Here is a 14,607-nt window from a genome sequence, read left to right as displayed (position 1 = left end):
CCTTCTTCACATTTCCGAGCGAAAGCTCTCAATAAATAGCTGTGCGCGCTTAGGCAAATAATGGTCTTTCAGCCATAGGATACCGACTTCGGATTGGAAATCCGCGTCCTCGATACGGAGCATTTTGACGACATTAGTTGGAAATGAAGACATGACCGACTTCGGGAACACGGTCGCGCCGATCCCACCTGCAATTAGCGACATAATAATCGCAACGCTGGAGCATTCGCATATAATATTAGGCTCGAATCCGTGCCTCTTGCATTCATTTACGACCTGCTCATGCATCCGCGTCGTCTTGTCCGTCTTCAAGGTAAGAAACGGAAAGTGGGCGAGCTCCTTCATGCATAGCGATTCCTTGCTCGAATAGGCTGTCCATGAGCTGGGAATGACAGCAACAAACGGATCGGATGGCAGCGTTAAAATCGTATATTGCTGCGGATGCTTTTGCGCCTCAAACGGCAGCCTGGCGACAACCAAATCGATGGCCCGCTTCTCCAGCTGCTCGCCTAAGTAGAAGTGGTCTCCCTCCGATATTTTAAACGTAACCTGGGGGTACCTGTCTCTAAACTGCTCAATCCGCTTTGGCAATAAGGAAATACAGGATACAACCGATCCGATCGACAGGACGCCGCGAATGCCCTCCTCCATCCCCTTTACTTCCCTGAGGGATTCATCGAATTGAAGCAGCAGCGATTCAGCCTTCTGCTTGAGCAGCTCTCCCGAGTCCGTGAGGATAAGCCCTTTGCCATTGCGCTCAAAGAGCTTAACGCCCAGCTCCTCCTCCATTAGCTTCAATTGCCTGCTAAGGGGCGGCTGCTCCATATTTAACAGTTTAGCTGCGCGCGTAACCTGTCCTTCTTGTGCTATAGTTAAGAAGTACTTCAGTTGACGCATGTCCATTGCGATCACTCCATTCACCCATACCTTTAAAGTATGGACATTCAATAAAATAGATATTTTAAATATATCGCATGAAGTGTTAGCATTCAATTAATGATCAATAAGGGAGATGGGGTAATTGCTTCAATCATTGGATATCGAATTAACCAAAAACAAGAAACAACAACCAGCTGTGGATCAGCTCGGATTCGGCAACCATTTTACGGATCATATGTTTATTATGGATTATTCGACGGACAGCGGCTGGCATAAGCCGCGCATTCTGCCTTACCAACCGATCGTATTAGACCCGGCAGCAAAAGTATTTCATTATGGACAAACGATCTTTGAAGGCTTGAAAGCGTACAAAACCGACGACGGCCGCGTGCTGCTGTTCAGACCTCAAAAAAACATACAACGAATGAACCGCTCCAACGAGCGTCTCAGTGTTCCCGAGCTTGATGTGGATACCGCGATTGAAGCTTTGAAGCAGCTTATTACCGTTGATAAGGACTGGATTCCGAATGCGCCAAGCACGTCGCTGTACATTCGTCCGTTCGTTATCGCTACACAAGCGCAGCTTGGAGTAGCGCCGTCCACGCACTATAAATTTATCATCATCATGTCGCCGGTAGGCGCTTATTATACCGAGGGCGTGAACCCGGTTAAAATTTTCGTGGAGTCGGAATACGTCCGTTCCGTTAAGGGCGGCGTAGGCGAGGCGAAGACTGCAGGCAATTATGCTGCTGGTTTGAAAGCGCAGGAGCTGGCTACGTTGAAAGGCTATTCCCAGGTGCTATGGCTCGATGGCGTACACCGCAAATATATCGAGGAAGTCGGCAGCATGAACGTCTTCTTCAAAATGAACGGCGTCGTTTACACCCCAGCGCTCACTGGCAGCATTTTGGACGGGATTACGCGCAATTCGATTATTCAAATGCTCCGCCATTGGAATATCGAGGTTGTCGAGCGTCAGATTACGATTCAAGAGCTGTATGAGGCTGGCCGAAGCGGTGCGCTGGAAGAAGCATTCGGAACGGGAACCGCGGCCGTTATCTCCCCAATCGGCGAACTGAATTGGCAGGATGACGTTCTGGTTATCAACGAAGGGCAAACAGGCGAGCTATCGAAGAAGCTCTACGATACGCTGACCGGCATTCAAATGGGCAAGCTGGCTGATCCATTCGGCTGGATGGTCGAAGCTACTGCCGTTAACGTCTAGCAATAGAAAGAGGCTGTCGATTGTAATCGACAGCCTCTTTTTCTATGTGCAGCTCTTCGTATTATCCGCCCGGTGTGCCATCCGTTCCGCCAAATGCAAAATGATAGCCATCCGGGTCCTCGATTACAAATTCCTTCCACGGTCCACCGTCTGCGTAGACGATCGGCTCCACAGAAACGATTGCGCCTTTACTGCGAAATTCCTCATACAGGGAATCTAGTTGTGCCCATGTCTCCGTATAAACCTGTACATCGACGGCATAGCCGCCGCCAGCGGGACGCTGATTGGGCCTCACGTCTGCAGGCTCGGCCGCTTGAAACAGCTTGAGCGCAACGCCGTGCAAGCCGCCGCGCTCTGCCCACCAATCCGTAACATTAAATCCTAGCACCTCGCGATAAAAGCTTTGTGACCTTGCCAAATCGGAAACCATTAACACGGTAAGCGAGCTAAGCTTCTCAGACATCATTTTTCTACTCCTTTGTGCATATCTCAATTGTTATCTATATTCGAGCACGCCATTAAATTTCCTTTTTATGACTGTTGCTTCTGCGATGTAAAAAACAATTATAGTCATTATTTCTATCTCTTTCTGCTCCGGATTCAGCTAGGATTGACATAGATAACTTGAATATGAATAGAAGGATGATTAAGATATGTTGTCGATCCAAGCGGTGCATACTGTTTTTCACAAGGATGAGCTTTTTTCTGAAATGGCCTTATTGTATGATATGGGCACGCCGCTTAAGAGCCGATTCGTTTCCAACGGATTAAACGATACGTATGCAGTCGATACGGATTCCGGAAAATTTATTTTGCGGGTATATAAGCACAACTGGCGAACGGAATCGGATATACGCTTTGAGCTGGAGCTGCTTGATTTCTTGAAGGGCTGCGATCTCCCGGTTTCTTATCCGATTGCTAAGCGTGACGGCGAGTGGCTGACGGAGCTGGACGCCCCCGAAGGGATACGGTACGCTGCTTTATTCAGTTATGCAGACGGAACGGGCAAGGTCGATTTGGAAACCAGCCGAGTGTATGGGCGCGCTATCGCTGAGCTTCATTATGCCATGGACCGCTATGAACCTAAGCACAAGCGTTTCGAGCTGGATGCCCGCCATCTGCTCGATGAGCCGCTTGAGCAGCTTCTCCCTTTTTTGCAGCATCGCCCAAATGACATGAAGCTTGTGGAAGAGATTGCTGGCCGTTTGAGCAAACAGCTCGAAGCCGTCTCAAGCGGAACGTACGACTGGGGCGTATGCCACGGAGATCTGCATGGGTGGAATGTGTTTCATTCGGCGGACGGCGGCTTAACTCATTTTGATTTTGACTGCTGCGGAATGGGGTGGCGCTCCTATGATCTATCCGTTTATTTGTGGGATCTCGTCCATGGCAAAGAAGATAGCTTCAAGCATGAATGCTGGGATGCTTTCCTCGAGACATATTTGGAAGAACGCCCCTTAAGCGAGCAGGATGTAGCCATCATTCCGGTGTTCGTTGCCGTCAGGCAGCTTTGGCTGATGGGGCTTCATACGGGGCGCAGCAGTGTTTGGGGATCTTGGCAGGATGACGGCTACTTTGACGGAAAGCTGAAGTTTCTGTCCGCTTGGGTGGACGTGCATGAGCTATAGTCTTCGATAGAGTCTTGTCCATCGTCTGAGTGGAGTGAGGGTGCCGTTGAATGGCACCTTTTCCACTCAGACTAGGCGGGGTGATTGTGTAGGCTGAATAAAGAAATCAGCGTCTTTCTCATTTTTCCTGTTTACATTGTAATAATGGTATGCTATCTTATTTCTACGCATATAGAAATAACAACTACTGGGAAAAGGTGAAGTCACAATGGTGGATGAACATGCGGACGTACGTCAAGCTGTTAAAGTATACAAAGCGCTCGGTGAGCCAACCAGACTAAAAATAGCTCTGCTTCTGACGGAGGAGAAAAATTTGTGTTGCTCCGATATTGGGACTAAGCTTGAATCCGTTGCCGGCTCAACGCTCTCGCATCACTTGAAGCAATTGACGGAATGCGGATTGCTCGATCTCCGCAAGGACGGAACGTATATCTACTACAGTGTGAACCGCGAATTAGCGCAAAAGTACGCGCCTTATTTGTTGGAGTAATTTTTTTCGGGTATATTTCTATATATTTAGAAATATAAAAACAGTGGAGTGGAGAAAGGAGCAACACAGGTATGTCGAATGCTTGGAAAATTTACATGCTGGCTATTATCAGCTTTCTAGTTGGAACATCCGAATTTATCATTGCGGGCATATTGGATAAGGTCGCCGCAGATGTTGGCGTTACCGTCTCGGCCGCCGGTCAGCTGATTACCGTCTTTTCGCTGGCTTATGCTTTTGGCACACCTATTCTCATGGCTTTAACCGCGCGCATGGAGCGCCGCCGGCTCCTGCTGTACGCACTTGGTTTATTCGCAGTAGGCAACTTAATTGCCGTTGCTTTGCCTGGATTTGAGTTTTTGATCGTATCCAGAATTATTCTCGCTGTCAGCACCGGCGTGTTCGTCGTAACGGCTCTGACCGTCGCTTCGAAGCTGGCCCCTGCCGGCAAACAAGGAAGTGCTATCGCAACGCTGGTGATGGGCTTCAGCACTGCTCTCATCGTAGGCGTTCCCCTTGGAAGGGTAGCCGCTTCCGTTTATGATTGGCCGCTGATCTTCGGGGCAATCGGCATACTCGGCCTGCTCGCCATGCTTTTGATCGTAGCTACCATCCCGCAATCCGATGGCGAGGAGCCTATCCCGCTCCGCGACCAAATCGCCTTATTAAAACAGCCGAAAATCGCGATCGGCCTGTCGGTGACCTTCTTATGGATCGGCGGATATTCCATCGTCTACACGTATATATCTCCCTTTCTGCTTACGGTAACGAAACTCAGCGAGCAAGGCGTGAGCGCAGCGTTATTCGCCTTCGGTATCGCCAGTCTGATCGGCTCCAAGCTCGGAGGATATAGCACCGATAGATGGGGAGCTCCGCGCACCTTAGTCACCGGTATGCTGTTCCATACGGTTGCGCTTGTTCTGCTCTCGCTAGCAGGCCAGTCGCCTATCATCGTATTCCCTTTGCTTATGCTATGGGCGTTCACGGCTTGGTCATCCGGCCCTACTCAGCAGTTTCACTTAATGTCGCTCGCTCCCGGAGCCTCCGGCATTATGCTCAGCCTAAATACCTCCGTGCTCCAGCTTGGCATGGCAGCAGGCGCCGGACTTGGCGGCGTTATCGTCGAGCAAGCATCACTCACCTCCATCAGCTGGATTGGCGCAACCGGTGTTATTTTAGCAGCAGCGATTGCCGCTACTGCCTTCGGCATCTCCCATTCGCGCTCCCGCCGCGAGGCATTGAAGAGCGGTTTAGTAAAGACCGGTACGTTGGTTGAATAAGCAGCAGCATAAATCATCCTAGAAAAAACGCCGCCATATCTACTGGACCGTGTGGTTTTGGAGGTGCTAGAGTAATTACCTCTAACGCTTGATGGATAGCAAACCTAGCATTAGATCAAGGCAGTGCTTCAGAATGTCTCGACCGCGCTCCCGGCGCGAGATGAATAGCTAGCATGTTTATACATGCTACGCTTCTAAAAAACCAGGCTGCCCATTAATCGGCAGCCTGGTTTGCTTTTGCGTGTAGTAGGCGATTCGTCGTGCTCGGGCAGGCGTAAACGATTGATCTCAACTAACTGGAATTTCTCCCGTAAATTCTTGCGATTTTGGCCCTCTAGTACAATTAACGGGAAATTCTCCCGTAAATGGTTTCGATTTTGGTGATTACCCGGTTAAATAGCTCAAGTAGCTGGAGTTTTTCCTGTTAAGCTCGCTAATCACCCATAATCTGAACAATTAGCTGGAGCTTTTCGTTCATTGATCACAATATAGTCTGTACAATTAGCTAGACTTTTCGTTCAGTGATCACACACAGTATGAACACTTAGCTGGGGGTTTACGTTGTTCCTGCAAGTTTCGCTAATCACCCACACTCTTAACAATCTGCTGGAGTAATTACCTCTACCTCTAATTAAAATTACTTCTAATCCCATTACCTCCAGCTTAACTCCAAAGAACTCCAGCTCATCCGATCACCTACGCCGCACATCCACATCCTTAACTATTCGAAACGAATGAGGAAGTAGTTTTTCTTCCCACGGCGCAAGACGACGAATTTGTCATACAGCCTTTGCTCTTTGCCGACAATGCCCTCAGCATCCGTCTGCTTTGCTCCGTTAATCGAAATGGAGCCGCTCGTAATGTCCTGTTTCGCTTGGCGGCGGGATGGCGCTGCGCCCGATTCGATAAGCAGATCCATCAGACTAATCTCTTCTCTGTTCGTAAGCACCGTTGTAGGCATGTCCTGCAGCGCTTCGATAAGCTCCGCTTCGCTCAGTTGATTAACATCGCCCGAGAAGAAAGCCTGCGTAATTTTCTCTGCGCTCTCAAGCGCCTCTTGGCCGTGAACAAGGCGGGTAATTTCGCGCGCCAGCTCCCGCTGCGCGGCACGTTTCTCCGGAGCACTCTGCAGCTCGCTCTCAAGCGCCTCGATCTCAGCGCGTGACAGGAACGTAAAATATTTCAAAAACTTAATCGTATCGCTGTCTTCCGTATTGATCCAAAATTGATAAAATTGGTACGCGGACGTCTTCGAGCGGTCGAGCCAGATCGCGCCGGATTCGGACTTGCCGAATTTTTTGCCATCGCTTTTGGTAACGAGAGGCATCGTCATCCCGTAAGCGTCTCCGCCGCCCATTTTGCCGATTAGATCAAGGCCTGCCGTAATGTTGCCCCATTGGTCGCTGCCGCCGATTTGCAGGGAGCAGTTATGATCCTGATGCAGCTTGTGGAAGTCGTAGGCTTGCAAAATCATATAGCTGAACTCCGTGAAGGAAATGCCCGATGACAAGCGGGAATCGACAGAATCCTTCGCAAGCATATAGTTGACGGTAAAGTTTTTGCCCACATCCCGCAGAAACGTAATAACGTCAAGCGGCGCGATCCAGTCGTAATTGCTTACGAGCCGAGCTGAATTTTCCGCAGCCTCAAAATCAAGAAAACGAGAAAGCTGGCGCTTCAAGCTATCTGTCCATTGCGATACCGTCTCCGACGTATTAAGCGAACGTTCCGTCGAGCGGCCGCTTGGATCTCCAATCAAGCCCGTACCACCGCCAACCAGCGCGAGCGGGATATGGCCCGCCTGTTGAAAACGGCGCAAGCATAAAATCGGAAGCAAGCTTCCGATATGGAGGCTGTCCGCAGTCGGATCGAATCCGCAGTAGAGCACTACGCGCTCGCTAGTGAGCTTCTTATGTAATTCCTCGCGGTTGGTAAATTGCTGTACCAGCCCTCGGTACTCCAGGTCAGCCAAAAGATCATCATGATTGATTGCTATTGCTTCATTCGTCATTTCATTCTCTCCTCCGTTGTTTCTTATATTTTACGTCTAAACCGGCTTTTTTAAAAGAAGCGTGTGGACTTGCGTTTATATTTCACTTTATCTGAAGCCAATGAGCGAGAAATCGACGTCAGCCTGCTGCCGGATTCGCAGATGAATCCTACTACAGCCCGAATCAAAAGGTTTCATTTTTCAGCTTTTAGGCGCTTGCGGTTTATTTTCCAAACGACGACATTGCACAGAACCAAGCTCATGCCAACTACAATGTCGGTAAAAACGACTAAAATGAAATTAAACGGATAGCCACCCATCTTCGAAATATAATAGATCGTAAAAAACCATATGCCAAGCGCGCTCACCGTAAAAATAAAGCTCCTCCTAAAGATTAGCGCAAGCGCTGCCGCAATGACCGTTAACGCTGCAGCCGTTCCGAGCACAAGCCCATTATGATCCTTCTCGACGTTCGTCGAAAAGAGCAATCTTTTCGGATATGTATAAGAAAAGTACCAATCCTCGCTAGGCAATTCATTAAAAACGGCTTTGAATGTAGTTGGGCTGATCTTCTCCAAACGCAAATTCGAATGCAGCTTCCCGCCTGGGGCATACAGCTTAACTTCCAGCTCTACCTGAGGCTTCCCCTCCCAGTAGGATGCGGGGGTTAAATAATATAAATGAGAGTAGATTATATTAATAACGCCTTTATCATACATGCCGCCCGGCTCTACGTATTGAACGACGATATGTTTGGTTTCGTTTGGTTCAAACGATAGCGGAAAACGGGTTCCTTGCGCACGATTATAATCTGATGCATGAGATAAGCTCAGCTCTTTGCCGCTTAACGGATCCGTAACCGAATTTTTCGCCAGGGGACGCCAATTAAACGGTTTTTCATTTCCCGCTGGACTCGACTTGATCGTCTTGTCGCCTTCCATAACGGTAAGGCCTTCTATTGAGGGTGTTAAAAATAGTACCTCGATATCCTTCTGAACGTCGTTTCGATTATGCAGCTCATAATGAACCGTTACTTCCCCATCGTCTTGATAACGATTGCCGCCCTTCTTGACGGTATACGCAACCTTCTCCCGAACCAAGCTAATATTCGATTTCTCATCAAACCGCAGCAGCCCGTAGCCGGTTGCAGGGTCAAGTAGCGGCCCCCCGTTGGCGCTGGCTGCTGCTGGGAGAAGCATGAACATAAGAATAATAGTCAACATCGACAAGCGCATTTTTGACAATATCATTCGAGACCTCGCTTTCTGTTAGACCATCCCAAGCATTCCTGTCATATGATCCAATAAGAATACGATTTCAAATTGCTATGTATGATTTTACCATCTATCTTTAAAGCTGCTCAACACAAAAAAAGACACCATCAAGAGATAGTGTCCGTAAATGCTCTATATCTAACCTGCTGCTATTTTTTTCTCCACGTATCCTTGAGCGGCACGATCCGGTTGAACACCAGCTTCTCTTCAGTCGTATATCTCGTATCCACGCAAAAATAACCATGCCGAACGAACTGGAATTTGTCCTCTGGCCGCGGTTTATCCGCAAATGATTCGATCATGCCATTCTCAACGACGATTAAAGAACTGGGGTTAATCGCGCTCGCCCAATCGATGCTGCTGTCCTTTGGCGCTTCGTTATCCGTCAGCAGGCTCTCATACAGATGGACATCAACCTTCATGCCATGATCGGCTGATACCCAGTGAATCGTTCCCTTCACCTTCCTGCCAGTAAAGCCCGTTCCGCTCTTGGTTTGGGGGTCATACGTGCAGCGAAGCTCAACGATCTCACCAGTCGCTTCATCTTTAATGACCTCCTCGCATTTAATGAAATAAGCACCGATCAGCCGCACTTCCGCGCCTGGCGCCAGCCTGTGAAAGCCTTTAGAGGGCTGCTCCATAAAATCATCCTTTTCGATATATATGGTTTTGGAAAAGGTGACATCCCGCTTGCCCAGCGCTTCATTCTCGCTATTGTTGTCTATCGTTAGCAGCTCCGTCTGACCGTCCGGATAATTGGTAATGACCACTTTCAGCGGATGGATAACGGCCATGACACCTTTAACCTTCGCTTTCAAATCCTGTCTTGCCGCATGCTCCAGCATCGCGATATCAACCGAATTTTGAGCTCTGATCATGCCAATCTCATCGATGAAGCTTCGAATGCTCTCCGGCGTAAAGCCTCTTCTCCGCAGTCCGCGGATCGTAGGCAGCCTCGGATCATCCCATCCATCCACAAATTCCCCTTCAACCAATTGCCGCAAATAACGCTTGCTCGTTACGACCCCGGTCAAATTCAGCCTTCCGAACTCCCGTTGCTTAGGCGCCTCCGTTACATCCAGCTCATCCAATACCCATTCATATAGCGGGCGATGGTCTTTAAATTCAATGGAGCATAAGGAATAGGTAATGCCTTCGATGGCATCTTGAATCGGGTGTGCAAAATCGTACATCGGATAGATGCACCATTCATTTCCCGTTCGGTAATGCTCCGCATGGATAATGCGGTAGATGACGGGATCTCTTAAATTGATATTGGGCGAGCCCATATCGATTTTGGCACGCAGTACCTTTGACGCCGCCGAAAAATCACCCTTTTTCATTTGTGCAAACAGTGCTTGGTTTTCCTCAATGGAACGATTGCGGTAAGGGCTGTTTTTGCCGGGCTCTGTGAGCGTCCCGCGATATTCCGTTACTTCCTCCGGCGATAAATCGCATACGTAGGCTTTGCCTTTCTTAATCAACGTAACGGCAGCTTCATAAATGTTATTGGAATAGTCAGAGCCGTAATAAATATGGTTGCCCGGACTGTAACCAAGCCAATTGATGTCTTCGATAATAGCACGCACATATGTGATATCCTCCTTCAAAGGATTCGTATCGTCAAAGCGCAAATGAAACTTCCCGTTATACTTTTGTGCGATCGTATAGTTCGTATGGATGGCATAGGCGCTTCCGATATGCAAATAGCCGTTAGGCTCGGGCGGGAAACGCGTGCACATGGGTCTGCTGAAGACTTCAGCTTTAATATCCTCATTAATGATTTTGTATAAAAAATGGTCCATACCCGCTTTTATCTCATTACTCATCGTAAAACCTCCATTGTAGAGTTAGTACCGCGGTCCTTCTTCTCATCACGTCTACAAAAACAAAAAAAAATTTCACCCCCAAGACTTAAGTCTTGGGGGCGAAATTTTCGCGGTACCACCCCAGATTCGTTAATATGTCGCCATATCAACCTCTTCAAGTACGGCACCAATGGATGCTTATACTCTAGCTCTATAACAGGAGCTCCCGTCACAGCATCCCCTTGCACAGGTTCCGATGTGATGCTCAGAGACTTGTTTCAATAAAGCATTCCTTGCTCCTTTTCAGCTGCCGGAGCTCTCTGTGTAAGAATGGATTTATCTACTCTTCTCGTCATCGCCTTTTTGTTATTTCGTCTATGTTATCAAATGCTTCCCTGGTCTGTAAATGATTATTCTGCTCGTTTTTTAATGACGAGGCGCCCAAAGGATGACCGAAACCCCGATTAAGCAAATGAAAGCGCCGATTCAGTCATACAAATCCGGTGTTTTCTTATCAACAAGCCATCCCCATAGAACAGCAAGCGCGATAAACACTCCTCCGTATGCCGCGTACACTCTCCCGAACGACGGAAAGAATTGAACCGTAGCAATAACGCAAGCTGCTTGTTGTTTCAACGATTCAAGCTACGCTTGAGGTAAATTTTCAAAGGCTTGTACGTAGTCGTCATATTTCACTTTCCAACTGTCTTTGCGCGATTCGATCATTCTGCCGTCCAGCAGCGCTTCGATCACATCGAGGCATACATCCCAGCCGGCAATGTCTCTTGGCGTATGGGCTGTAATCTTATTGATTTTCTCAATCAGCACTAAGCGGCAGCCTTCCGGCTCCGGATACAATTCAAACCGGACTTCATCCTCACCCCATGTATACGCCAAAACGGAATGCAGCTTAAGCTCGAGGATTTTCATCTCTTCAAAAGTACCGTCCTGCATATCGAACTTAATGACGCCTCCTTCTCGCAGGTCATCGACCCGCAGCTCAGAGAACCATTTAGCCAGCTTCTCGTTGTCCGTCAGCATAGCCCAAACCTTCTCGACAGCATGCTTCAGATGGCGCTCGAAACGAACGGTATGTCCATTTTTAACTTGCGTGATGACAGCTAACATGTTTTTTTCCTCCTTGTCGTTATTCCTCATCCAGCATCCGCTCGAGATCATCCAGCTTGTTTGACCAGAACAGCCGATAAGGCTCCAGCCAATCACTAATCTCCTCTAGCGGCTTCGCGTTCAGACGATACAAATGCTTCTGTGCATCTTTCCGCACCGCTACAAGGCCCGCCTCCCGCAAAATCCGCAGATGCTTCGAAACACCCGGCTGACTCAGTGACGATATCGCTACAAGTTCTCCGACAGAGCGCTCCCCCGCACGCAAATAATCGAGAATCGATCTTCGATTGGGCTCTGCCAATATTTCAAAAAGTTTATCATTTTTCATATCGCTATATTACCATATGGTTATATTTCCGTAAAGAAATGTAGTTATTAGATCATAAATGAAAAGATTGTACCGAATAAAACCATCTTTCCCGCGCTATTTTTTCATGCTCTTGCATCAGCTATCTCCTTTTAAACTTCCGTCGCTCCTTTAAGGACTTCAATAGACACATCTTCCGCAATGAGCGTAAACTCCGATAACGGGCCTTCAAGCAGTACGTGGAGCTCGAAGCCTGCTTCCGCCGCATAAATTTCATCATAGAGCCAGTAGCTTCCAATGAGCTCCTCCGTATAAGAGAGCTCCTTCACGCCTTTAAATGTCATTTTCACATCGGTAAGATAATGATAACCCCCGCTGCAATCCAAAAACAGGACGAAAGTATCCTCGGCAGGCTTTTCAAAGGAAAGAATCTTGGCATCATGCAAGGATTTTTCACAAAGCTTCACAACTTGAGGAGGCAGCTTGTCTTTGATCGATTGATAATGGCTGCGGTATTCGCTCCCTATTCTTTTTACCCGTTCCTCATACTCGCTTCGCCACTGCTTGGCCTTCGTTCTCAGCTCCGTTGAAGGAAACCGGGAATTTAGCGTTCCGTCATAAATATAAGGGTGGAAGGCTTCCGGGAGAAATCGAAGCAAGTCCTGCTTATTGTATTCCAGCTCTTCCTTACATCTCTCCGCAAAATTGATACCTTCCGCTTCATAATATGCGATATTCTCTTCCCACTCTTTTTCCGTTTCAGGAAAACTAAGATACCTCGAGATTTGCATCTCCTCATACCTTGCTTTAGTAAAATATTTCATGATTCTCCTCCTAAACATGTCGTTCCTTCGTTTGCATTTTTATGTAAATTGTACCATGAATAAAAAGGAAAATATTGAATCAATCGGTGCCTTTACCCGTGTTATAATGGTGTAGTTATTGTAAATTCGCACCTACTTTTTCAAAAGCGAGGAATAAGCGATGATGATAAAATTCGGTATTTGCCCGGTGCAGTTATATACATGCTGATAACAGGATGCATCGGGCTTAATTTACAATTGTTATCAGTTAACTGCACCTAATCCACATGATCGTACGATAAATGTGAGAGGGGTACAGAATGAAATGAAAATAAATGAATTAATACCTTTGTGGTTGCTGGAAGAGGAAAAGACGTTTACCGGTTGGGATTTCTCTTATCTGGCTAACCGCACAGCAACGCAAGAGCTGCCTTGGGATTACAAAACAACCGTATTATCCTATATGAAGAGCACGAGTACCCTGTTGGATATGGGAACAGGCGGCGGGGAGCTTCTATTGTCGCTCTCGCCTCCAAAGGGTCAAACCTATGCAACTGAAGCTTATGCGCCTAATTATGAGCTGTGCAAGCAAACGCTGCCCGCGTTTGGAATCGATGTTAGGCCGGTAAGCAAGGATCATAAGCTGCCGTTTGAGAGCGAGTTCTTTGATCTAGTCATCAATCGGCATGAATCCTTTTCCGCGCAAGAGGTTCACCGCATTTTAAAGCCGGGCGGCATGTTCATAACCCAGCAGGTTGGCGGACAAAACAACAGGGAATTATCCGCGTTTCTGCTAGGCCAGCAATCGAGCTTAACGGATGCGAATTTTAATCTTCAAGCCTGCCGAGACGAATTAATGAAGGCAAGGTTTACAATTGTCGAGGAAAAGGAGCATTTCCCTTTGCTTCAATTTTTCGATGTCGGTGCGTTGGTTTATTTTGCAAAAATAATTGAATGGGAGTTCCCCGGATTTTCGGTCCAGAAGTGCTTGAATAAGCTCATCTTGCTGCAAGAGAAGCTCGAGAAGGATGGCTCTATTCGAAGTACGGAGCACCGATTTTTTATGACAGCACGCAAATAAGACTTATGAATAGCCTTTAACGAACAAATGAACCACTCCAGAATACGGAAGTGGTTCATTTGTCCTTAGATTCTATAATTTATTTATTAGTTCAGAAACATGCCTGCTGCAAAGATTGCTAAACAAATAACAAACACAATAAGCAGCGCTTTCCACTTCTTCGTTTCCGTTGTATTGAAAAAAGACATTACATTTTCACGGCACATGAAATACAGTAGAAGGACATTCCACAATATTCTAATCCCATATTTGATGTAATAGGAGGTTAGGTTTTGCTCTAAAGCACCATATTGATCCGAAATATGATTAATAGAAAGCCATGCATTAGCATTTCGGGTTATAGCATAAGCAAAGTAAAACATAGCTAGCCACCAGCCCCATTTTTTACCTAGCCACATCCCTACCCCGCCAGCTAAACCAAGAAGCCCTAAAAACCCGATCGCTGCTTGAATGAATGTGTTCGTCACACCAACGAGAGGAGATGCCTCATTCAGAACGGAGAAAGCTAACAATTGTATAATTAGCAACCCCACTCCGCTAATGGCCATTAATATGGCTAGTATACTTACGCCTATCGGGCGATCATAATTGCCTTCCATAATATCTTCATTTGTTGCTCTTGATAAGTTGGACACGCTTGTATTTCCTCCTAGTGTGATAGCTTTGTAAATCATACCATTTGTCTCAATTTGTTACAATGCGAAAAAATAGGCGAGT

The 14,607-nt window shown here is 47.3% G+C and carries 14 protein-coding genes, 1 pseudogene and 1 other annotated feature; of the genes and pseudogenes, 5 read left to right on the top strand and 10 right to left on the bottom strand.

Annotation, left to right across the window (positions count from 1 at the left end):
- Window positions 1–6: 6 nt before the first annotated feature.
- Window positions 7–903, bottom strand: a complete 897-nt coding sequence (locus HI950_RS19160; RefSeq protein ID WP_169090922.1) for a LysR family transcriptional regulator — start codon at window positions 901–903, stop codon at window positions 7–9.
- A gap of 118 nt (window positions 904–1,021) precedes the next feature.
- Here HI950_RS19160 and HI950_RS19155 point away from each other — a divergent pair, with 118 nt between their 5' ends.
- On the top strand, window positions 1,022–2,104 hold the full coding sequence (locus tag HI950_RS19155; protein WP_169090920.1) for a branched-chain amino acid aminotransferase: 1,083 nt from the start codon (window positions 1,022–1,024) through the stop codon (window positions 2,102–2,104).
- A 61-nt stretch (window positions 2,105–2,165) separates the two neighbouring features.
- On the opposite strand, the gene HI950_RS19150 is transcribed toward HI950_RS19155, so the two are convergent.
- Window positions 2,166–2,570 (bottom strand): VOC family protein, encoded by a 405-nt coding sequence (locus HI950_RS19150; RefSeq protein ID WP_223285381.1) that lies wholly within the window; start codon window positions 2,568–2,570, stop codon window positions 2,166–2,168.
- Between the two features lie 187 nt (window positions 2,571–2,757).
- Here HI950_RS19150 and HI950_RS19145 point away from each other — a divergent pair, with 187 nt between their 5' ends.
- From HI950_RS19145 to HI950_RS19135, 3 genes are all read left to right on the top strand, one after another.
- Complete coding sequence (locus HI950_RS19145) at window positions 2,758–3,732, top strand: phosphotransferase (protein WP_169090918.1); 975 nt, start codon at window positions 2,758–2,760, stop codon at window positions 3,730–3,732.
- Window positions 3,733–3,940: 208 nt separating this feature from the next.
- Window positions 3,941–4,222 (top strand): ArsR/SmtB family transcription factor, encoded by a 282-nt coding sequence (locus HI950_RS19140; RefSeq protein ID WP_169090916.1) that lies wholly within the window; start codon window positions 3,941–3,943, stop codon window positions 4,220–4,222.
- Window positions 4,223–4,293: 71 nt separating this feature from the next.
- Complete coding sequence (locus HI950_RS19135) at window positions 4,294–5,499, top strand: MFS transporter (protein ID WP_169090914.1); 1,206 nt, start codon at window positions 4,294–4,296, stop codon at window positions 5,497–5,499.
- Window positions 5,500–6,220: 721 nt separating this feature from the next.
- On the opposite strand, the gene tyrS is transcribed toward HI950_RS19135, so the two are convergent.
- From tyrS to HI950_RS19100, 7 genes and pseudogenes are all read right to left on the bottom strand, one after another.
- Window positions 6,221–7,510, bottom strand: a complete 1,290-nt coding sequence (gene tyrS / locus HI950_RS19130; RefSeq protein WP_169090912.1) for a tyrosine--tRNA ligase — start codon at window positions 7,508–7,510, stop codon at window positions 6,221–6,223.
- 173 nt (window positions 7,511–7,683) lie between these two features.
- The gene (locus HI950_RS19125) at window positions 7,684–8,739 is read right to left on the bottom strand and encodes a hypothetical protein (protein WP_169090911.1); all 1,056 of its coding nucleotides are present in this window, start codon (window positions 8,737–8,739) and stop codon (window positions 7,684–7,686) included.
- Between the two features lie 173 nt (window positions 8,740–8,912).
- Window positions 8,913–10,592 carry a glutamine--tRNA ligase/YqeY domain fusion protein gene (locus tag HI950_RS19120; RefSeq protein ID WP_169090909.1) on the bottom strand — a complete coding sequence of 560 codons (1,680 nt, stop codon included), beginning with the start codon at window positions 10,590–10,592 and terminating at the stop codon, window positions 8,913–8,915.
- A 91-nt stretch (window positions 10,593–10,683) separates the two neighbouring features.
- Window positions 10,684–10,936, bottom strand: a binding site (T-box leader).
- Window positions 10,937–11,057: 121 nt separating this feature from the next.
- A pseudogene (locus HI950_RS19115) lies at window positions 11,058–11,177 on the bottom strand (YnfA family protein); the annotation flags it as partial.
- Window positions 11,178–11,216: 39 nt separating this feature from the next.
- Entirely contained in the window at window positions 11,217–11,699 is a 483-nt protein-coding gene (locus tag HI950_RS19110; protein WP_169090907.1) for an SRPBCC family protein, read from the bottom strand.
- A 19-nt stretch (window positions 11,700–11,718) separates the two neighbouring features.
- Entirely contained in the window at window positions 11,719–12,027 is a 309-nt protein-coding gene (locus tag HI950_RS19105) for an ArsR/SmtB family transcription factor (RefSeq protein ID WP_169090905.1), read from the bottom strand.
- A 131-nt stretch (window positions 12,028–12,158) separates the two neighbouring features.
- Window positions 12,159–12,830 carry a DUF4085 family protein gene (locus HI950_RS19100; protein WP_169090903.1) on the bottom strand — a complete coding sequence of 224 codons (672 nt, stop codon included), beginning with the start codon at window positions 12,828–12,830 and terminating at the stop codon, window positions 12,159–12,161.
- A gap of 304 nt (window positions 12,831–13,134) precedes the next feature.
- On the opposite strand from HI950_RS19100, the gene HI950_RS19095 reads away from it, so the two are divergent.
- Complete coding sequence (locus tag HI950_RS19095) at window positions 13,135–13,890, top strand: class I SAM-dependent methyltransferase (RefSeq protein WP_169090900.1); 756 nt, start codon at window positions 13,135–13,137, stop codon at window positions 13,888–13,890.
- Between the two features lie 86 nt (window positions 13,891–13,976).
- Here HI950_RS19095 and HI950_RS19090 read toward each other — a convergent pair whose 3' ends face one another.
- Window positions 13,977–14,564: a hypothetical protein gene (locus HI950_RS19090; protein WP_187768128.1), complete on the bottom strand. Its 588-nt coding sequence runs from the start codon at window positions 14,562–14,564 to the stop codon at window positions 13,977–13,979.
- Window positions 14,565–14,607: the final 43 nt, after the last annotated feature.

Source organism: Paenibacillus sp. PL91 (assembly GCF_012935325.2).
Taxonomy (GTDB): Bacteria; Bacillota; Bacilli; order Paenibacillales; family Paenibacillaceae; genus Pristimantibacillus.
The sequence above is the reverse complement of the archived record's forward strand: the minus strand, read 5'-3'. Positions and strand labels throughout refer to the sequence as shown.